This is a genomic window from Garicola koreensis (assembly GCF_014195445.1).
GTDB lineage: Bacteria > Actinomycetota > Actinomycetes > Actinomycetales > Micrococcaceae > Nesterenkonia > Nesterenkonia koreensis.
In genome coordinates this window covers 80,995-99,962 of the sequence record NZ_JACIBT010000002.1, presented here as the reverse complement: position 1 = coordinate 99,962, position 18,968 = coordinate 80,995, and the positions used below count along the sequence as shown (strand labels likewise).

At 64.4% G+C, this 18,968-nt stretch carries 16 protein-coding genes; 10 read left to right on the top strand and 6 right to left on the bottom strand.

Translation table 11 applies throughout. The annotated features are described in order from the left end of the window. The first annotated feature begins 14 nt into the window (after positions 1 to 14). The 5 genes from FHX47_RS05845 (at position 15) to FHX47_RS05825 (ending at position 4,059) form a co-directional block, all read left to right on the top strand. On the top strand, positions 15 to 788 hold the full coding sequence (locus FHX47_RS05845; protein WP_183357980.1) for a CDP-alcohol phosphatidyltransferase family protein: 774 nt from the start codon (positions 15 to 17) through the stop codon (positions 786 to 788). A 6-nt stretch (positions 789 to 794) separates the two neighbouring features. Next, complete coding sequence (locus FHX47_RS05840; RefSeq protein ID WP_183357979.1) at positions 795 to 1,895, top strand: glycosyltransferase family 4 protein; 1,101 nt, start codon at positions 795 to 797, stop codon at positions 1,893 to 1,895. Beyond that, positions 1,850 to 2,725: an SAM-dependent methyltransferase gene (locus FHX47_RS05835; RefSeq protein WP_183357978.1), complete on the top strand. Its 876-nt coding sequence runs from the start codon at positions 1,850 to 1,852 to the stop codon at positions 2,723 to 2,725. Before FHX47_RS05840 ends, FHX47_RS05835 begins: the two co-directional genes overlap by 46 nt. Positions 2,726 to 2,728: 3 nt before the next feature. Further along, positions 2,729 to 3,676: a lysylphosphatidylglycerol synthase transmembrane domain-containing protein gene (locus FHX47_RS05830; RefSeq protein WP_183357977.1), complete on the top strand. Its 948-nt coding sequence runs from the start codon at positions 2,729 to 2,731 to the stop codon at positions 3,674 to 3,676. A gap of 83 nt (positions 3,677 to 3,759) precedes the next feature. Next, complete coding sequence (locus tag FHX47_RS05825) at positions 3,760 to 4,059, top strand: cupin domain-containing protein (RefSeq protein ID WP_183357976.1); 300 nt, start codon at positions 3,760 to 3,762, stop codon at positions 4,057 to 4,059. Positions 4,060 to 4,134: 75 nt separating this feature from the next. Here FHX47_RS05825 and FHX47_RS05820 read toward each other — a convergent pair whose 3' ends face one another. Next, complete coding sequence (locus FHX47_RS05820; protein ID WP_183357975.1) at positions 4,135 to 5,661, bottom strand: PucR family transcriptional regulator; 1,527 nt, start codon at positions 5,659 to 5,661, stop codon at positions 4,135 to 4,137. 131 nt (positions 5,662 to 5,792) lie between these two features. Between FHX47_RS05820 and FHX47_RS05815 the strand changes: the two genes are divergently transcribed. Next, on the top strand, positions 5,793 to 6,089 hold the full coding sequence (locus FHX47_RS05815) for a cupin domain-containing protein (protein ID WP_183357974.1): 297 nt from the start codon (positions 5,793 to 5,795) through the stop codon (positions 6,087 to 6,089). A gap of 2 nt (positions 6,090 to 6,091) precedes the next feature. Here the strand turns inward: FHX47_RS05815 and FHX47_RS05810 are convergent, their stop codons facing one another. The 3 genes from FHX47_RS05810 to FHX47_RS05800 all read right to left on the bottom strand — a co-directional run bounded on the left by FHX47_RS05810 (position 6,092) and on the right by FHX47_RS05800 (position 11,265). Continuing rightward, positions 6,092 to 8,140, bottom strand: coding sequence for an amidase (locus FHX47_RS05810; protein ID WP_183357973.1), 2,049 nt, complete (start codon positions 8,138 to 8,140; stop codon positions 6,092 to 6,094). 32 nt (positions 8,141 to 8,172) lie between these two features. Further along, on the bottom strand, positions 8,173 to 9,600 hold the full coding sequence (locus tag FHX47_RS05805) for a sodium:solute symporter family protein (protein ID WP_221206120.1): 1,428 nt from the start codon (positions 9,598 to 9,600) through the stop codon (positions 8,173 to 8,175). A gap of 204 nt (positions 9,601 to 9,804) precedes the next feature. Further along, on the bottom strand, positions 9,805 to 11,265 hold the full coding sequence (locus tag FHX47_RS05800) for an amidohydrolase family protein (protein WP_183357972.1): 1,461 nt from the start codon (positions 11,263 to 11,265) through the stop codon (positions 9,805 to 9,807). A 1,192-nt stretch (positions 11,266 to 12,457) separates the two neighbouring features. On the opposite strand from FHX47_RS05800, the gene FHX47_RS05795 reads away from it, so the two are divergent. Together FHX47_RS05795 and FHX47_RS05790 are read left to right on the top strand one after the other, a co-directional pair. Then, positions 12,458 to 13,846, top strand: a complete 1,389-nt coding sequence (locus tag FHX47_RS05795; RefSeq protein WP_221206118.1) for an aminotransferase class III-fold pyridoxal phosphate-dependent enzyme — start codon at positions 12,458 to 12,460, stop codon at positions 13,844 to 13,846. Positions 13,847 to 13,878: 32 nt separating this feature from the next. Next, positions 13,879 to 15,366 (top strand): aldehyde dehydrogenase family protein, encoded by a 1,488-nt coding sequence (locus FHX47_RS05790; protein WP_183357970.1) that lies wholly within the window; start codon positions 13,879 to 13,881, stop codon positions 15,364 to 15,366. A gap of 177 nt (positions 15,367 to 15,543) precedes the next feature. Here the strand turns inward: FHX47_RS05790 and FHX47_RS05785 are convergent, their stop codons facing one another. After that, positions 15,544 to 16,164, bottom strand: coding sequence for a TIGR03085 family metal-binding protein (locus tag FHX47_RS05785; protein WP_183357969.1), 621 nt, complete (start codon positions 16,162 to 16,164; stop codon positions 15,544 to 15,546). 207 nt (positions 16,165 to 16,371) lie between these two features. Here FHX47_RS05785 and FHX47_RS05780 point away from each other — a divergent pair, with 207 nt between their 5' ends. Beyond that, the gene (locus tag FHX47_RS05780) at positions 16,372 to 17,367 is read left to right on the top strand and encodes a VOC family protein (RefSeq protein ID WP_425484900.1); all 996 of its coding nucleotides are present in this window, start codon (positions 16,372 to 16,374) and stop codon (positions 17,365 to 17,367) included. 76 nt (positions 17,368 to 17,443) lie between these two features. Continuing rightward, complete coding sequence (locus FHX47_RS05775; protein ID WP_183357968.1) at positions 17,444 to 18,724, top strand: MFS transporter; 1,281 nt, start codon at positions 17,444 to 17,446, stop codon at positions 18,722 to 18,724. A gap of 23 nt (positions 18,725 to 18,747) precedes the next feature. On the opposite strand, the gene FHX47_RS10960 is transcribed toward FHX47_RS05775, so the two are convergent. Further along, on the bottom strand, positions 18,748 to 18,879 hold the full coding sequence (locus tag FHX47_RS10960; RefSeq protein ID WP_281376206.1) for a hypothetical protein: 132 nt from the start codon (positions 18,877 to 18,879) through the stop codon (positions 18,748 to 18,750). Between the last annotated feature and the right edge of the window lie 89 nt (positions 18,880 to 18,968).

Sequence of the window (18,968 nt, the reverse complement as noted above, 5' to 3'; positions counted from 1 at the left end):
GGAGTTCGGCACTGATGACCAGCAAGCCTGCGGCATCTGCAGGAGCCCATGGAGGCTCCGCGGGCGGCGCTGAAGCGGTCGGCGTCCTCACAGCTGCCGCCCTGGGCTCCTGGGGGCTCAGTGCACTCTGCGCTGCCGGTGCGGGGGTGACCGCGCTCAGTGTGGCCTCCTCACTGGTCATACCTGCTGTCGCCGTGAAGTCCGTGCTGCGCCGGACGGAACGAATCACCAGTGCGGACCGGGTGACGCTGGTGCGGGTGGCGCTGGTCGGTGTGCTCACCGCGGCGCTGGTGCTGACCAGCATGGACGAGTTGGCCGCGCGCACCTGGACGGTGCTGATCGCAGCCTTGATGGCCACGGTGCTCGACGCCGTCGACGGGTGGGTGGCCAGGCATGTGGGCACCAGCACCGAGGCTGGAGCACGCTTTGATGCTGAGGCTGACGCGGCGGCCCTGTTGGTGCTCTCCGCCCTACTGGCGATGACCGTGGGCTGGTGGGTGCTGCTGATTGGACTGATGCGCTACCTGTTCCTCGCGGTGTCGCTCATCCGGCCCGTGTGGCAGAGACCAAGCACCTTCAGCCGTTTCCGCAAGGCCGTGGCCGGGTTCCAGGCCACCGCGCTGGTCGTTGGACTGGCACCTGTGGTGCCGGTGGTGTTGGCCACTGGCCTGGCCGCTGCCGCGCTGGGTGCCCTGCTTCTGTCCTTCGGCCGAGACGTGTTCGCCTTAGAACGCGAGGCCCGCACCGACGGCCCCGCCCCGGGAGAGACCCAGGGACAGGCCGGGTAGCTGCCGATGAGTCTGCCTGCCGAGGCGCCGCGCACCCGGGCTGGGCGCAGTGGCACTGGCCGCGCCGTCGTCGTGCCGCGAGATCTCCCCGGTCCCAGCGGCGGGCTGACCTACAACCGTGAGGTCCTGAAGGTCTGGAAGGAGGACGGGGTGGATGTGGTCCAGGAGAGGCTCGAGGGCGCGTGGCCTGACCCTGATGACCACGCGCGGCGGGCGCTGAGTGAGCTTCTGCTGCGGTACAGCTCGGTGCTGGTCGATGGGATCATCGCCTCGGCGGCACCACAGCAGATTGCTGGTGCTCGGGCGTCTGGGGTGCAGGTGAGCGTGCTGATGCACCTGCCGCTGCCGGCTGAGACCGGCCTCAGCGCTGCAGAACGGGCCTCGGCACAAGCGATGGAGCGTCACGCGCTGCAGCAGGCGAGCACCGTGGTGTGCACCAGTGAATGGGCGCGAGCGGATCTGCGGGCTCGTTATGGGGCGCTGCCCACGCAGGTGGCCGCACCGGGCACCGATCCTGCCCCGCTGGTTGACGGCAGCTCACCTCCTCGGCTGCTGTTCCTGGGGGCGATCACCCCAAGAAAGAACCCGCTGCTGCTTCTTCAGGCCCTTGAACCGCTGGACTCTGTTGGCTGGCAGCTGACTATCGCCGGACCTGCTGGTCCGGACCAGGACTATGTGCACTCGGTGACCGCAGCCGCCCAACGGTGCCGCGGCCGGGTGCAGCTGACCGGGGCTGTCACCGGTGAGCGACTTCAGCGCCTGTGGAATGCGGCTGACCTGCTGGTTCTGCCCTCGCTGGCGGAGACCTACGGCATGGTCGTCACCGAGGGTCTCGCCCGCGGGGTGCCGGCACTGGTGGGTGCCGGCACCGGGGCTGAGGAAGCGCTGGCAGCGGGGCAGGACCCGGCGTGCTCTGAACATTTCTGGAGCCTGCCTGGCCGGGCGGTGGACCCCTGTGACGCGGCCGCGTGGACTGAAGCGCTGGAGCAGTGGCTTCAGCACCAGGAGCTGCGATCCCGATGGCGTGCCAATGCCGCAGCACATCGGGATAGACTCCGCACATGGAGGCAGACCGCGACCCAGCTTCGCAGAGCACTGCAGTGGTGAGCCGTCCCGTTGCCGCTGATTGGCTGGGGTTCAGGCGCGAAGCAGACCACCGGGCGCGGCAGAGCTCTGCCCACCTGGTTGATCGTGTCAGCTCGTGGCTGCGCGCGGGTCTCGGTCCCCATGATGCTGCGGTGGTGATTGACCTTGGGGCTGGCACCGGGTCGAATCAGGCGTGGTTGGCTCCGCGGCTGCAGGTGCCCCAGCGGTGGATTCTGCTGGACCATGATGCCGACCTTCTGGAATCGAGCACAGCCACAGACGCTGAGCAGGTGGCAGCGACGACTCGTATGGTCGGCTCAGTGGATCAGCTGCCGCAGCTGATGCCTGCGCAGGCTCCGGCGCTGGTCACCTGCGCGGCACTGCTGGACCTACTCTCAGCCCGGCAGACCGCGCTGATCGCTGAGACGATCAGCGCATCCGGGGCGGCGGCCGTGCTGAGCCTGACGGTCACCGGCGAGGTGTCCCTCACCCCTGCCGACCCGGTGGATCAGAGGATCGCTGCGGCCTTCGATGCTCATCAGCGCCGTGGAGACCTGTTGGGACCCGACGCCGCTGAGACTCTCGCCGCGCAGCTGCGGGACCTCGGAGCACACGTGGAGCTTACGCAGACCGACTGGCTGCTCGATGCCTCACGAGCCGAGTTTGTCGAACGGTACCTGAGGGATCGTGCCCAAGCTGCCGCGGAGTTCGACCCCGCGCTGGCCGAAGCGGCTGCGCAGTGGGTGCAGCGGCGTGTGCAGCAGCTGCGGCGCGGCGAGCTGAGCGTGCGTGTGGGACACCACGATGTGGTCAGTGTCCCGGATGCCCCGGCGAGCGCGTCTGCGGGCTGAGCGATGATCGCCCGCGGGCAGACCCACCGAAACCGGGCCGCACGCCCGTCCTGGCGCACGGTGGCAGTCGGTGCCGGCCAGGTGCTTCTGACAGCGGCGATCCTGTGGGTCGTCGTCGCACTGTGGGGTCCGGAGAACTTCACCTCTGCGCTTCGCGGGCTGCCCTGGTGGACTTTCGCTGTGGCAGGGGTGCTCGGCGGCGCCGGGGTGGTGACCCAGGCCGCCCGGTGGCGGATCGTGGCCCGGCACCACGGCATAGACATCGGCGTCGGCGCGGCTGTGGCTCGTTGTTGGCAGGCGGCGTTTCTGAACAGTGTGCTGCCCGGAGGAATCGCCGGCGACGCGCTGCGAGCCGCCGATGACAGCACCGATGCCGAAGCCTCCTCACGCCGTGGTGCATTGGCCAGAGGGTTCGCCGCCATGGCCACGGAACGGCTGGTCGGCAGTGCTGTGGTGTTCACCGCCGGCGGGGCGGTGCTGCTGCCCCTTGCCCCACTGGCCGGGATCGGGTGTCTGACCGCGGCACTGGTGGCTGTGCTGATCGCCACCCGTTGGCTGCGTCGTCTTCCCTGGGCGGCGATCGTGCAGGTGGTGCTGCTCTCCGTGCTGGGGTGGATGTGCTTCGCGTCTCTCTTCATGGTGTCGGTTGCCGTGCTGGCCCCCTCCGCACCGGTGACTGTGCTGCCCAGCTCCGCGGCGGTGGCCTTGGCCGGAATGTCAGTGCCGGTAGGGGTGGGAGGCTGGGGCATCCGAGAGGTCGCAGCGGCGTGGAGCTTCTCCCTCAACGGGCTCGCCTCCGACGCCGGGGTCAGGGTCTCCGTCGGCTATGGGGTGTTGGCGCTGGCCTCCACTGCCCCGGGTGCGGCCATTCTGTCTCTGCGGCTGATGCCGCGGCTGCGCGGGGCTCGACGCTTCGTGCCCCGCTCACGCACCGGCAGTTCTCACCGCTGAGGAGCTGACTGGTCTATCGAGGAACGTCGTTGCCTGCCAGAGCCGTGGTTGAAGACGAGGGTGCCTTGAGTAGAGTTCATCGTATGAGCGAGAGTGCAACGGCGAGGGCAACCGTTCAGATCGACGACGACCAGGTCCGGGTCACCAGGTGGGATTTTCCTCCTGGCACGCAGACAGGAACTCACACCCATGAGTACGACTATGTGGTGGTGCCTGTCTCCCCCGGCACCCTGAAGGTCAAGACTGCTGGTGGCACCGCCGATAATCATCTGGTTCCAGGGTCCAGCTATCAGAGGTCTGCGGGGTCCACACACAATGTGGTCAATGAATCACACACTGAGTGCAGTTTCGTGGAGATCGAACTGAAGCGCAGCTCAGAATGACGACGTCATGACGTCGGCAACGGTCACCTTCGACCGGCGCGCCGCCCTGGGCGGAGCTATGGAGCTGCTTCCACGCTAGCGCAGCGCCAGCCACAGGGGCGCGAACACGTCCGGATCGTTGAGGTCGACGCCCAAGAGGGACTGCGCGATGCCGATGCGGTGGCGCACGGAGTTGCGATGCAGGCTGAGCTCGCGGGCCACGTTCTCCCAGTGCCCGCGGTGCCGCAGATAGGCCGCGACGGTGCTCACCAAATCCGGGCCCCGGTGCTGCGATAAGGTCCTCACCCACCCTTGGGCGCGCGTCTGCCCCGCATCAGCGGTGCCCACCACTGTGCCTGCCGGAGCGTGGCGCAGTGCACGCCGCAGGTTCGCCATCTCACTGGCCGCCTCACTGAGGAGGATGGGTTCACTCAGCGCCGCAGCCAGTCCCCCAACCAGCTCCGCAGACTCTAGATCGACCACCTGATCGGGGCCCGGCGCCGACTCAGAGCTCGCTGCCGTCTGGTGGTCTGTGAGCACCAGGAAGACGACGTCGGGCTCCTGGTGCCGCAGCTGGCAGGTCTCCAGCCTCGGCCCCAATGGCGGCAGACCATCGGCCCTGGGCAAAGCGGCTGCGGTGCGCAGCAGGGCGGCGTCGTCGTACGGGGTGTGGGCGTGCGGGCGCTGCAGCGCTAGGATCCTCACCCGAGGCGGCAGATCCGGCAGGCCGGCATCTTCCGCCACGGTTCGGGCGGCCTCCGGGTGGCCCTGCAACAGCAGCTTCGCCACCGACGCGGCGAAGGTTGCCGCAGTGCTCACCGCAGCGTGGCGCTGCCTGGTTTTGATGGCCAGTAGGGTGCAGACGGTCAGAATGATCTGCCGATTAGCGGCGGTGATCGCTCGCCCGGGCCCCACGGCCAGGAATCCGAGGATCTTCTCGCCGTCGGCGATGGGGTACTCCACCACCGGCCGGCCCTTCAGCTGAAAAGTCGCAGCAGAGTGCACGCCGGTGCGGTTGAGCCGCAGCGTCTCCGCTCGCAGCCGCGGCAGCAGACTCTGCACACTGGCTGGCCAGAATGTGGCCGGCCATGAGGTCTCGGCGCTGGAATCAGCAGGCAGATAGGCGGCCCATCCGTCGAGCTCCTGGGCCAGGCCGCGGATCACTGCGGAAGCAGCGTCTAAGCGCATCGCCGCCCGGGCGAGGGCAGTCTGGGTACCCAGGCTGCCCATCAGGTCGGCTTTGCCGCTGCGGGCCGAGATCCCCCAGAACGCACGGGAGATGCTTTGGAACGGCACCCGGTCCGGAATGATCAGCAGGTCGATGCCCGCTTCGATGCAGGCCTCGCTGAGGTGTTCGGGCACGTGCAACAGCCAGGGACCCAAACCGAGGCCCAGCCCGTGGACGCCTCTGGCGCGCAACCGCAAGACGTAGTCGCGGATGGAGCCGGCCTCCCCCAGCGGCATTCCGGTGGTCAGCAGCAGCTCCCCGCCCTCCAAATAGGGGGTCGGGTCTTCCAGCTCCGAGACGTGGACGCCGCTGAGGTCTCGGGAGGCTGGCTGTCCTCCGTGGACCGGCTGCAGGTCGGAGCCGAGTTCGGTGCTGAGTTCCAGAAGAGTCACCATGGATGTATTATCCACAACTTCGCCTCTGTTTGGCCAGGATGGTTAATGACGGGGCTTCCTCTTAGTGTGTCCCCATGAGTGAGAACCCGGGAAAATCTAGAGTATGCCCTCAAAATGAGTAGACTCACTGCATGGCCAACGAGACGACCGCTATCGCCACAGTTCAGATCGATGACTACCAGATCCGGGTCACTAATTGGGACTTCCCTCCCGGGACTCAGACCGGGTCCCACACCCATGAGTATGACTACGTCGTTGTACCCACCTCCGATGGAACACTGACGGTGGAGACTTCAGAAGGTACCTCAGAGAATCCACTGACTCTAGGCGCCAGCTATCAGCGCTCAGCGGGTACTGCACACAACGTTGTGAATGAGAGTGATCAGCAGTGCAGCTTCGTCGAGGTTGAGTTCAAAGTCACGGGCTAGCGTCACAGCACCGCCTGGAGGGTGTGCTGGCCGATCACCTCGCCAGTGGGCCAGTGACAGGCCCGCACCACGAGGTGAATCCCGGAGTCCAAACGCTTCCTTGAGGCGAACACCGTGCCAAAGAATGTGGGCGCCTGCGCATCGGTTTGTTGCAGAATCATTCCATCAGCCCACACACGGATATCAAACTCCTGGCCAACCTGCTCCGGAGACAACGACGTAGCGTCCCCCATTATGATGCCCTCCACTGCAACGGTAAGCCTCCAACCGGATGCAACCGAGCTTGCCTCCGCTGAGACCTGCAGGCGCTCAAGAACCACCTCACGCTGCGAAAGTGCCGAGTCCTGCTGACGGAGGCGGACCTGTCCACTAGGTAGTGAGGGTGTTCGGTATGGAGCCACTCTGCGGTGAGCTCTCTTTTCATAGGCTGCGGCGAAGCGCAGGAGCTCAACATCTGAATAGGCCCTCGCTGCGAATGTGATGCCCACCGGCATTTTAGTGTCGGACATCCAGCCCATGGGCACGGTGACCGTTGGGACCCCTAGGTGCCGGATCATGCGGTTCCCGTTGGCATACACAACACCATTCTGGTGGGCATGCTCCATGCTTTCGGCACGGTCGAACAGGTCTGCTCGGGCTACGTCACCATGGGCAGGAAAGATGATGCCATCCAGATCCAACTCGGCCATCTGGTCTTCAAATTCGACCTTTCGGGCCTGCTCCAGTCCCTGCAAGGACTGATCTGCCCCGGGGATTTTCTGATATGACTGCGGAAGCCCATCCTTCACCATTTCAGCCAACCGCTGCCAGTCGTAGGCGTGCCTGCCCTTCGTGGTGTATGTGTGGTCCGGAGCGTTTGGAAAGACCAAGGTGCCATCCACCTCGGCCCAGGTATTCAACGCTGGATCGTCGTTATCGTGTAGAAACTCATCTAGCGCCATCGCTGCAAGGACCCCGCTCTCTGCCCTCTGCCATTCCGCAGTGACATATCCCTTAGCCTGCAGGCCGCGAGCTGCTGGTCGGTCCTCTTCATAATCACTTACTATCGACGGGTCTATGGAAACCACCTCGGCACCCAACGCGGTCAAGTCGTCCACCGCCTGCTGCCACAGGACCTTCACCGAGTCCCGAATAACGGGCGGATCGTGGGACCCCGAATCCTGGCCCAGGTACAACCGCGGCACGCCGAACCGGACTCCGGCTAAACGGTCTGACCCCACCTCGAGAAAAGATGAAGGCCGTATGTCCTCCACATCGGGAAGCTTCACCGACTCTTGGCTTCGCCAGAAGTCGCCCCTGACAGCGGGGTCTTTTATCACGATCACATCCAGTACCAGCAGCAGGTCCTCCATGGTGCGGGTATGGGGTACGACGACGTCGCAGGTTGGGCGTAGTGGCCAGTTTCCCCGGATTGAGATCAACCCGCGCGAGGGCGTATACGCCACGAGAGCGTTGTTGGAGGCGGGCGATCGCCCCGATGATAGGGTTTCTTCAGCCATGCCGAACGCCGCAAAGGAAGCAGATGTTGCCGTCCCCGAACCGTAGGAGGATCCAGAGCCATAGGCGGCCGTTAGATACTCGGGACTGTACGGGCTGTGAGTGTAACCGTAGAGGCCGGGCTGGACTCCCCCAGCGGCCATCGGTGGCATGTTGGTTTTGCCAAGCAGGATGGCACCAGCTGCCCTGAGCTGAGCAACGGTGGCCGCATCTTCAGTGGCGATAACCTTGGACAAGGCGGGGCTTCCCGCAGCCACGGGCATACCCTTAACCATGTAACTGTCCTTGACGGTGAAGGGCACACCTTCCAGCTGGCCAATTACCTCACCCGAACGTCGTCTTGCGTCTGAGGCGCGGGCTTCATCCAGCGCCTCAGAGTTGGTCAGTGGCACCGAGTTTAGACAGATACCGCTCCGGTCGTAGTACGCGATCCGATTGAGGTAGGCACAGACCAGGTCGACACTTGTCAGCTGTCCTGAGTCCAGGGCCGTAAGCATCTGCGAAATGCTCAGCTCTGCGACATCCAGTGCAACGATTGTTCCCGTCTGAGACATCAGACCACCTTCCTACTCTCGGCAATCGCTTCCTACGCCCCACCGTCTTGGCCGCGACTCCGCGTATCATCAGGCGGCTGGCCCGCACTCTGCGGGACCAGGGGCGGCTCACCGACGTACTCGCTGAGACGTTCACGGTCCACGTAATGGTAGATAACGTAGACCAGGATGGAGACGGGAAGACCGAGGAATACTGGGTGAGCGAAAGGAGCCCCTGCCAGAGTCCACCCCACCGAGATGAGCAGTCCAACCCACATAGAGGTGATCGCGCCCCGACCAGATACCCTCTTAGCGTAGAGCGCGACCAGCGCGGGGAACAGCAGACCTGATACCAGCATCGCTGTACCAGTGGTCCAGAGCTCGATGAGTTCGGGAACTGCCAGTGCGAGCCCAAGGGCAACGATCCCGGTGATGACCACCGAGACCCTGCTCCAGCGGAGCAACGTCTTTTGCGTCGGTGTTCCTTTCAGCAACGGCCGAATGATGTCGTTAATGATGGACGAAGATCCTGCCATGAAGAAAGAATCTGCTGTGGAAATGACGGTAGCGAGCAGGGCCACCACCATGACCACCACAATTTCAAACGGCATAACCATATTGGCGACTTCGTAGTATATGAGGCTGGAATCCTCACTCTCTATCCCCAGCCCGTAACGAGCCATCACGCCGACCCAGATGACCACACCGGTGGTCAGCGCAGCGAGAAAGATCGAGATCCAGTATCCCCGCATCACCGTCTTTAAGTCTCTGGCCGCCCAAGCTCGCTGCCACAGGTCTTGGCGAACCAACTGGTAAGCACCCAGAGTCAAGGCGTAGACGCCAATCTCTGCAATTCCAATATTCATCAGGCCCAAGTTCTCCAGCTCGCCCATCGCCTCGGCGTTTGATCGTATTGTGCCCCAGTCACCTGCGATCACTACCACGGCGATGAACATTCCAAAGACGGCCAGAGTTTGGACGGTGCCATGAACGGCATCCTGCCAAATGACTGCTTTCAATCCACCAAAAACGGTTTTCAGGGTCAGCATGACTGCCGAGACAATAATCGCGAGGTTTATCGGCACACCGGCCACAAGATTCAGCACCAGGCCTATGGCGACGAACTGCATGCCTGTAATCGCGGCGTAAGCGGTGAGCACCGAGATAGTAGTGGGGACTCGTGCCTTATTGCCGAACCGGTGGGCAGTCACGTCACCAATAGTGATGTAGCGGTACTTCTCTCCCAAGCGCCGTATGCGCTTAACCATAAAGAGCGCCATCACCACGCCGAAAAAGAGAATAGCAATCATGAACCACTGCTCGCGCATGCCGAGATCGTAACCGGAGGCCATGAAACCCAGAAGAGTAGAGCCGCCGATCGCAGTCCCTACATACGTGAGAATGAGGGGATATATGGATACGTTCCTGGACGCGACATTGTAGTCGTCATAGGTACGAATCCGCTTGATGCCGATCCACACTGATACGCCGACCAAAAAGGCGAAATATCCCAGGGTGACATAGAGAAGAAGCGTATTCTGGGCGTCGGTAAAAATGATTGGCTCCTAGGGTGAGAGGTCTGTGGCGGGTGAATCAGCGACGGCGTTGATCGCCGGCATCCGGGCCTTGTGCTTCAGGACTCGTTAGGTAGCGAAGTCTTGTGGTTGGAGGGTAGTGAGTGAGACTCACCCATGTACCCGCTTGCTAGCTGTATACACGGCCGTCGGTGCCAGATTCAGCCACTGCTCGGGTTCTAATTCGTAGGGGTTCGCTTCCAATACCTGTAGGTCTGCGTGTGCGCCCGGTTGCAGGGTCCCCAAAGTGTCCTCCTCAAAAGATGTAAATGCTGCATCACGGGTATAGGAACGGATGGCCTCAGTCAAACCGATTCCCTCTTCAGCTCCCACCACAGCACCAGAGCGTGTTGTTCTGGTGACCGCAGCGTAGATGCCTTCCCAAGGGTTTCCATTGGTGACCGGAGTGTCGGAGTTTCCAGGCGCGCAGATTCCCCACTGGTTGAACGTCCGGTGGGGATAAGCCCGCCCAGCACGCTCTGCACCGAGGGCTTTGAGATAGGAGTCGCCCAAGTGATAGATGAAACCGATGGAGGACGCCGCAATCAGATTCTTCTCCCGGAGCCGTTCCAACTGCGGCTCTGTTGGAAGAGCACAGTGCTCAATTCTATTGCGCTGCGACGTGACGAAATCCTCTTGATCAAGATGATCGAGCGCATTAAGCGCCTGCTCGATGGCCCGGTCACCAATGCCATGAATAGCAAGCCGCAAACCACCCTGGACCGCTCGCGCGAGGTGGGATACGAAGTCGTCGTCTGTGAGGTAAAGCAGCCCACGGTCCTCGAGGTCTTCAAACGAGCAGCAAACTGCGGCGGTCCGGCCTCCCACGCTGCCATCTAGAGTAAACTTCGCGCCCTGGATACGGACCATGTCATTGCCGAACCCAGAGGTAATTCCTGCCCCGAGCGCATGATCGAGGAGCCCCTTCATCGCCGATTGGTTCAGAGCCCAAAGCCAGGGACGCAAGCGGATCCGCAGCTCGTTGTTCTGATCCGCACGAGTATAACCACGCAGACTCGAGGACAATGTGGACATGTCATGGACCGTGGTCACGCCCCAAGAAGTGAAGGCGTCCTGGGCGAGCTTAAAACCGCGTTCTTCCTCCTGCTGCGAGTATGCCGGCACGCAGACATAGTCCATAGCTGCTTCTTGGACAAGGCCCGTCATGACACCTGCACTGTCGCGGACGTAGCGACCACCTGCTGGATCTTCCACATCTTCGGAAATACCCGATACCTTCAAGGCTGCAGAGTTGACCACCAGCATGTGCTGGCAGGTTCGGGTAAGGGCCACCGGATGATGTGGCGAGACCGCATCTAAATCTTCGCGGGTGGGGCCCCGACTCTCTGCGAAGTAGGTCTCATCCCAGCCGCTGCCCCGAAGCCAGGTCCCCGGTTCGGCCTTCTCCGCTGCTTCTGCGACCTTGTTGACCACATCTACAACGCTGGAAACTGACCCGGGTTTCAGGTCCAACTCCAGAAGCGTAGTCCCCAGCTTGCTGGGATGAGCATGGGACTCAATAAACCCAGGCATGACGAATCGCCCATCGAGATCGATGGTCTCTGCCGCCACCTGAGCCTCTGTTGCCACTCTGCCATCAACGAGGGCAAGGGCCCGCGGTTCACTGAACCCTTCACCATCGAATACACGGGCATTGGTAAACAATAGGTCTGACATCTCATCTCCAACATTTCACGCATCTGGTTTTGAGCACTCGCCCATTAATTCGACAGTGACGCTACTCACCTAACCTTGAGGATTCCAGATAGATGACATCGGCTCATGAATCCACGCCGCATCATGGATAGATCAGGGATTTTGGGGGATCGCACGAGGGGCAGATAGGCCGTGACAGTAGTCAACAGATCCCGGGGAGGAGTTAGCCAACGCTTCCACCCACTGGTCGGCTCTAGTCCAGCCCCAATCGGTGGCCGCAACCAGCATGCCGACCGGGGCTGCGTCCAGCGTACGGCGCAGGTTGTGGAATGCCGATGCAACCTCACGCAGCAGCGCCGGTTCACCCAGCACAGACTTCAGATCCGACAACGGACGAACGGGTGGCTGGTCCGAGGATGGACAGCTATCCGGCTATGCGTTCAGCACCACATAGACGACACCGGATTCGTGGTGGCGAGCAGATCCTACCTGAGATTTTCCCCGGTGCGGGCAGGCCCCTGGCGGGAAGGCTGGGCTGCCTGTACGATCAGCTCCCCGACGTCGTCGACGGCCTGCAGAGGCCAACAGCCGCACTCGGGCAGGAATGTTCTCCAGGCCCGCGTCTTCAGCCCACGCAGCCTGCGCCTGCCCTTGGATCCGCAACTTGGTCACTGCGGCGGCCGGCCTGGCTGTGACGGTGACTTCGGCCCGACGTTCCCGGGCTCTGATCGCCAGCAGCGTGCGCAATTGTGAGATTGATTTGGCGGTCCGCACGGCTGAGCATTCGCCCCGGGCACGCGGCGCGAAAAAACCTACGAGCCGCTCGCCATCGCCATTGGGGTACTGCACCACCGGCCGGCCCTGTAGCTGGAAAGTCGCAGCAGAGTGCACGCCGGTGTGGTTGAGCCGCATGCGTCTTCACGCGCAGCCGCGGCAGCAGACTCTGCACACTGGCCGGCCAGAACGTGGCCGGCCACGAGGTAAGTCAGAGCCGAGTTCAGTGCTGAAGTTCCAGAAGAGTCACCATGGACGAATCATCTACACCGTCGCAGCCTTTTGGTCAGAATGGTCAATGACGGCGCGGGTACGCGCTCGTAGCGTATGCCCCATGACTGAGAAGCTCTCCCCCTCCCCCGCCGCCGATGAGGCGCTGCCGCAGTCCCGCTACCTGGCCACCGAGGTGCCCGGACCCCGATCCCAGCAGCTCCACGCTGATCGCGCCTCGCAGGTGACCGCAGGATTCGGCACCGCACTTCCAGTCTTCGTCAGCCGGGCCGACGGCGGCATCATCGAGGACGTGGACGGCAACCGGCTGATCGACTTCGCCTCCGGCATCGCGGTCACCAGCGTGGGAGCGGCCAACCGTCGGGTCCGTGAGCGGGTCACAGCCCAGCTTCAGCGCTTCACCCACACCTGTTTCATGGTCACCGAGTATGAGTCCTTCACCGAAGTGTGCCGCTGGCTCAATGCCAATACTCCCGGCAGCTTCGACAAGCGCACGGCGCTGTTCACCACCGGTGCTGAGGCCGTGGAGAACGCAGTGAAGATTGCGCGTTCGGCCACCGGACGGCCCAATGTGCTGGTCTTCGACGAGGGATACCACGGCCGGACTCTGATGACCATGGCGATGACGGCGAAGGAGAACCCCTACCGGCTGAACTTTGGGCCCATGCCCACCGAATTCGTGCGCGCCGCCTCCGCCAACCCTCTGCGTCTGGAGTCGGGCGAGGGATCGCGTGAGGATTCGGCGGACGAGGTGGCCGCCCGGGCACTGGCCTCCGTGGAGGAGACGCTGGCGGAGCACGGTGCTGATTCCTTTGCGGCCATGGTGATCGAGCCGATTCAGGGCGAGGGCGGGTTCGTGGTCCCGGCACCGGGCTTCATCGCCGGGCTGCGCGAGATCGCCGACCGGTACGGCATCGTCCTGGTCCTCGATGAGATCCAGGCCGGCATGGGCCGCACCGGGGCCCTCTACGCCAGCGAACACGAGGGCGTCGCCGCAGACATTATCCTCTCGGCCAAGGCGCTGGCCGGCGGTCTGCCACTCTCGGCAGTCACTGGGCGCACCGACCTGATGAACACGGTCCACCCCGGCGGCCTGGGCGGCACCTATGCCGGAAACCCGCTGGCCTGTGAGGCAGCGCTCGCGGTGTTCGAGGAATTCGAGGACGGCAGCCTGCTGGCCAACGCGCAAATGATCGAAGACGTCGCCACGCAGGTGCTCGCCGACGTGGTGGAGCAGACCTCCATTGTGGCGCAGTTCCGCGGCCGCGGGGCCATGCTCGCCCTGGAGTTCGCAGACGCCCAGACCCTGAAGCCCCGGCCGGACCTCGCGAAGAAGATCTCCGATCACTGCCACGCTCAGGGCGTGCTGACCCTGACCTGCGGCACCCACGGCAACGTGATCCGGCTGCTGCCGCCGCTGGTGATCGACGAGAGCCTGCTGCGCGAGGGACTGAACGTACTGCGGGCCGCGATCCTCGATGCCGCCGCCTGAGCTGAACCTGACCCGAGCCCAGAAGGACCACGATGACCCAAGACACGCATCCCGCCCCTGCCGCTCTGCGGCTGCTAATCAACGGCACCTGGCAGGAGGGCACGTCCGCTGCCCTGATTTCCGCCAATCCTGCCCACCCCGAGCAGACGGTGGCCGAAGGCCGCCAAGCCACTGAGGACGACGTCGACCGAGCCTTTGCCGCTGCCGCTGCCGCGGGCGGGCAATGGGCGCGGACCCCAGTTCAGCAGCGTGGGGCGATTCTGCTGCGGGCTGCCGAGCTGCTGGAGGCCGGTGCCGCTCAGTTCGGCAAGGAACTCTCCCGCGAGGAAGGTAAGACGGCAGCTGAGGGTGTCGGCGAAGTCCGGCGGGCCGCTCAGATTCTTCGCTACCAGGCAGCCGAAGGCGAGCATCAGGCCGGAGAGGTCTTTCACTCCCCTCGACCCGCGGAGAAGATCCTCGTGACCCGCAAACCGCTGGGCGCGGTAGGGGTCATCACACCGTTCAACTTCCCCATCGCCATTCCCGCCTGGAAGATCGCCCCGGCCTTGGTGCACGGCAACACCGTGGTGTGGAAGCCGGCCAGCACAGTACCGCTGTTGGCGATGCGTCTGGCGGAGGCGCTGCACAAGGCCGGGCTGCCAGATGGGGTGCTGAACCTGGTCTATGGCAGCGGCCCCCTGGGCTCAGCGATCACCCAACACACCAAGCTGGCCGGGCTGACTTTTACCGGTTCCACCGGTGTAGGCCGCCAGTTGGCTGCAGCGGCGGCTGGGCGCGGGGTCCCGATGCAGGCTGAAATGGGCGGAAAGAATGCCGCTCTCGTGCTGGCTGATGCTGATCTGGAGACGGCCGCCGACCAGGTGCTCCTCGGCGCGTTCCGCTCCACCGGGCAGAAATGCACCGCAACTTCTCGGCTGATCGTGGACGGATCGGTGGCCGATGACCTCATCGCACGGCTGAAGGCCCGGCTGGAGTTCTGGGTGGTCGGTGATCCCACCGACCCGGAGGTGCATATGGGGCCGCTGATCCATGCCGAGGCCGCCGCTGAGGTGCGCCGAGGGGTACAGGCTGCGATCGATCAGGGAGCCCACCTCATCTACCGGGGCGCAGCTCCTGAGAGCTCCGGGGGCCAGGATGCGTTCCTGCCGGCTACCATCCTGGAACTGCCGCGCGATGCTGATGCCGCCGAGGCGAACTCCGCCTGGTGGGACGAGTTCTTCGGCCCAGTGTTGACCATGCGCCGGGTCAGCGGCGCTCAGGAGGCATTCGACCTGGCCAACCAGGGCGAATTTGGTCTGACCTCAGCGATCTTCACCGAAGACGTCGGTCACATCCTGGAGGCGATGGAGGAACTCGACGTCGGGATTCTGCACGTGAACTCCGAGTCAGCCGGCGCGGATCCGCACGTTCCTTTCGGCGGGGCCAAGGGCTCCGGCTACGGCCCGAAGGAGCAGGGCCAGGCGGCCAAGGACTTCTTCACCCACACCACCACCGTCTACCTGCGCAGCGGCAGCAGCTGAGCAGCGAACCAGCTCGGGCTGACCCGCTGCACATCACCAGTTAACACCTGCAGCCCCGTCGGCTGCTGGATTCTTGGTGGAATTCGACGCCGTGACGGCTCAGAGCACCCAAAATCCAGCATTCGACGGGGGCGAGCTTCACGTTAGTTGACGGCGCGCGCGGCTGCCCTCGACGGGTCAGGGCTCACGCATGGTGACCTCGGCGGCCTCCTGGCGGCCGAAGGCCCACAGCACCAGCTCCTCAGGTGCGCCTTCCAGAATCAGCATCGGGTCGCCGGTTCGGCCGTGGGTCACCGCACCCACCCCGGGGCTGAGGAAGGTGAGGCGTCGTCGTGCTTTGCGCGCTGCTGGAATGAACAGGGTCCGCGACGCCTGATTCCACAGGGTGGTCCGTACAGAGTCGGCCACACTGCGCCGGGGGCGCTGATCAGCGCCGGGGTCGGCACGCAGCACGTCTTCGGTGTGGACATAGAACTCCACGGTGTTCATCACATTGTCCACCGCCCGCAGCCGGGCCGGCGACCATTGGGGCGGGCCGGTCTTTATTCTCTGCAGCAGCGCTTCGAAGCCCAGCTGCTCCAGCTGCTGGTAAGCACGCGCGGCCTTATCGCCGACCACCGGCAGCCCTTGGCCGAAGATGGTGTCGGGGCGCGAATCACGGGCCACGATGTGAACTGCCAGATCCCGGGTCTTCCACCCTTCACACAGGGTCTCGGCTTCCGGGCCCTTCTCGCGCAGGGCTCGCACGAGGGCTCGGCGTTCCAAGGCGGCCGGGGCTGAACTGTCTTGATGATTCATGGTGTTCCTTCCCTACAGTGATGAATAACCATGGTGATGACGATGGGGCACAACATAACGAAGAAGCCTGCGCTGGGGCTGAACAGCAGACCCACCAACAGTGTCGTCCATCACATGGGAAACATTCTGCACCCGATAATAGTTGTAGGGGAAAGTACATCGCGAAAAAGGCTGCCCGCCGCGCCCTGACCTATCGATAGGTGGTTGATGATGCCGATCTCTGACCCGAACACCGCTCACCCTGCCCAGACCAGCCCTAGCCAGGCCAGCCCCGGCCACCCGTCAGCCGAGGCTGCCGTCACCGATGAGCGCTTTCTGCATCCGGCGACGGCTATGGACGCGGTGACCCTGCACGTGGGCGACTTGGAGAACATGTCCTCCTACTACCAGAACGCGCTGGCGATGGTCCCGCTGGAGGAGCGCTCCCGCGGCGCTGAAGTCCACCGCGTGCTGGGCCGGGGCACCACGCCGATGGTACGCCTGATCCACACTCCCCACCTGCCGCAGGTCAACCCGCGTGATGCCGGACTGTTCCACACCGCGTTCCTGTTCGATGACCAGGCCAGCCTGGCCGCCACGGTCTACCGGGCAGCCCAGGATGAGCGCTCCCGCTTTGTGGGCTCCAGCGACCACCACGTCAGTGAGGCGTTCTACTTCACCGATCCGGAGGGCAACGGGATCGAGCTCTACCGCGACCGACCCCGCGAACAGTGGGAGCAGAAGAACGGTGAGCTGCGGATGGAAACGCTGTACCTGGACCCCAACGCGTTCCTGCAGACCCACCTGAGCCAGGACGTCGTCGACGCCGGACCTGACCGTGCCGGCCTGGTGGGCCACGTGCACCTGCAGGTCGGTGACATTCCCACCGCCAAAGACTTCTACGTCGACACTGTGGGCTTCGAGACCACCGTCTCCGGCTACCCCGGTGCGCTCTTCGCCGCCGCCGGCGGATACCACCACCACGTGGCGATGAACACCTGGAACAGCTCCGGGGCCGGCCCCCGCGCCGCCCGCCTGGGCCTGGGCGATGTGTCGGTGACCGTGCCGGGCCGCGAGGACTTGGATGCCCTGATCGGACGGCTGCGGGGCAAGGGCGTCAGCTTCGAAGATCACGGTCAGCGCGTCTCCACCACCGACCCCTGGGGAACCCAGGTGTCAGTGGCCCTGCCCGGCACCGAGACGGAGGACCTGCTGCGCCGCTGAGACTCAGCCGCATCGCCGCTGTCGGTGACGGCGTCGTCGTGCGTGAGAGACTGCGCCGGGGTACATTGTTGCCTTCATGACTTCTGCACAGACCACACCGGCTGCTGGCCAGCTGGACCCTGCCCAGCCGAACCCTGACCGGCAGTCGCCCAACCTGATGGCCGCGGCGGGGCGCACCTTCTTCCCGGTGGCACTCATCGCCCGCTTCCCCTACGCGATGATGGTGATCGGAGTGCTGACCCTGGTGGTTTCCGCACGCGGATCGCTGAGCCTGGGCGGTCTGACCTCAGCGATGGTGGGCCTGGGTGTGGCCTGCTTCGGTCCGCTGATCGGTGCCGCAGCAGACCGGTGGGGTCAGCGCCCGGTGCTGCTGGCCACCGGTGCGATCAGCAGCTTCTGGCTGCTGGTGATCAGCTGGGCCGCCTACAGCTCGCTGGGCGCCTGGGCGCTGCTGCTGTCGGCCTTTCTGGTCGGTGCCAGCACCCCGCAGGTGCCGCCGATGTCGCGCAGCCGGCTGGTGGGCATCATCACTGACCGGATTGCCCCGCACCGGCGGCAGAAGACCCTGAACAACACCATGGCCTACGAGTCGGCCGCCGATGAGGTCACCTTCGTCTTCGGGCCGATGATCGTCGGCGCCCTGGCCGCCACGATGGGCGCGGCCGCCCCCATGATCGGCGCGGCCGCCCTCACCCTGATCTTCCTGACCACCTTTGCGCTGCACCCCACTGCTGATGCGGTGCCGAAGAGCTCGAAGAATCAGGTCACTGCCGCACCGGCCCGCGAGCTCTTCACCGCCGGGCTGCTGGTGGTGACCATCGGTGTGCTGGGTGTGGGGACGGTGTTCGGCTCCACACTGACCACGCTGACTGCCATCATGGACGAGGCAGGCTCCCCCGAGCTGGCAGGCCTCGCCTATGGGGTGATGGGTGTGGGTTCGGCCATCTTCGCCCTGGGGGCTGCGCTGTTTCCCACCAGCTTCTCCATGCGGGCCCGCTGGCTCAGCTTCGCCCCGCTGATCCTGATCGGCGCTGTGGGCATGCAGCTGGCACCGAACCCTGTGGTCATGGTGCTGGTGCTGGTGCTGATGGGGGTCGGCGTCGGCCCCACCCTGGTCACGGTGTTCAACCTGGTGGCCCAGCGCAGCCCGCGCGGCCGCTCAGCCACGGCGATGTCCATGGCCAGCACCTCGATCATTGTGGGCCAGTCCGCCGCCGCTGCGGTCACCGGTCAGCTGGCCGAGGTGTACGACAGCACCGCTGCCGTGGTCGTGGTGACGGCGGCGGCTGCTCTCATCGTTCTGGCCGCTGCGGCCAATTGGCTGATCAGCGGCCCCCGCGAGCGCTCCCGCCCGTGACCCCGTGATGGACTGTGCAGGCCTCAGGACCCGGGACGTCGGGGCTGCTGCTCCTGTCCAGGGCGACGAGCCTTATCCACGTCCAGGGCGGCGGTGACATCCCCACCCTGATCGAAGGTGGAGTCGAACTGCTCAGCCGTCACAGTTGACTTCATAGGTTCCCACTTCCTCCGTTCGGGCTCGTCGTCGGTGCGTCCGGGCATGTCTCCCCCGATTCTATTCGGCTTGTCACCGTTGCACACGC

Bases quoted from the DNA above. Each gene is read 5' to 3' on its own strand.
- FHX47_RS05845 (WP_183357980.1), top strand. From the start codon at position 15: ATGACCAGCAAGCCTGCGGCATCTGCAGGAGCCCATGGAGGCTCCGCG.
- FHX47_RS05840 (WP_183357979.1), top strand. From the start codon at position 795: ATGAGTCTGCCTGCCGAGGCGCCGCGCACCCGGGCTGGGCGCAGTGGC.
- FHX47_RS05835 (WP_183357978.1), top strand. From the start codon at position 1,850: ATGGAGGCAGACCGCGACCCAGCTTCGCAGAGCACTGCAGTGGTGAGC.
- FHX47_RS05830 (WP_183357977.1), top strand. From the start codon at position 2,729: ATGATCGCCCGCGGGCAGACCCACCGAAACCGGGCCGCACGCCCGTCC.
- FHX47_RS05825 (WP_183357976.1), top strand. From the start codon at position 3,760: ATGAGCGAGAGTGCAACGGCGAGGGCAACCGTTCAGATCGACGACGAC.
- FHX47_RS05820 (WP_183357975.1), bottom strand. From the start codon at position 5,661: ATGGTGACTCTTCTGGAACTCAGCACCGAACTCGGCTCCGACCTGCAG.
- FHX47_RS05815 (WP_183357974.1), top strand. From the start codon at position 5,793: ATGGCCAACGAGACGACCGCTATCGCCACAGTTCAGATCGATGACTAC.
- FHX47_RS05810 (WP_183357973.1), bottom strand. From the start codon at position 8,140: ATGTCTCAGACGGGAACAATCGTTGCACTGGATGTCGCAGAGCTGAGC.
- FHX47_RS05795 (WP_221206118.1), top strand. From the start codon at position 12,458: ATGACTGAGAAGCTCTCCCCCTCCCCCGCCGCCGATGAGGCGCTGCCG.
- FHX47_RS05790 (WP_183357970.1), top strand. From the start codon at position 13,879: ATGACCCAAGACACGCATCCCGCCCCTGCCGCTCTGCGGCTGCTAATC.
- FHX47_RS05785 (WP_183357969.1), bottom strand. From the start codon at position 16,164: ATGAATCATCAAGACAGTTCAGCCCCGGCCGCCTTGGAACGCCGAGCC.
- FHX47_RS05780 (WP_425484900.1), top strand. From the start codon at position 16,372: ATGATGCCGATCTCTGACCCGAACACCGCTCACCCTGCCCAGACCAGC.
- FHX47_RS05775 (WP_183357968.1), top strand. From the start codon at position 17,444: ATGACTTCTGCACAGACCACACCGGCTGCTGGCCAGCTGGACCCTGCC.
- FHX47_RS10960 (WP_281376206.1), bottom strand. From the start codon at position 18,879: ATGAAGTCAACTGTGACGGCTGAGCAGTTCGACTCCACCTTCGATCAG.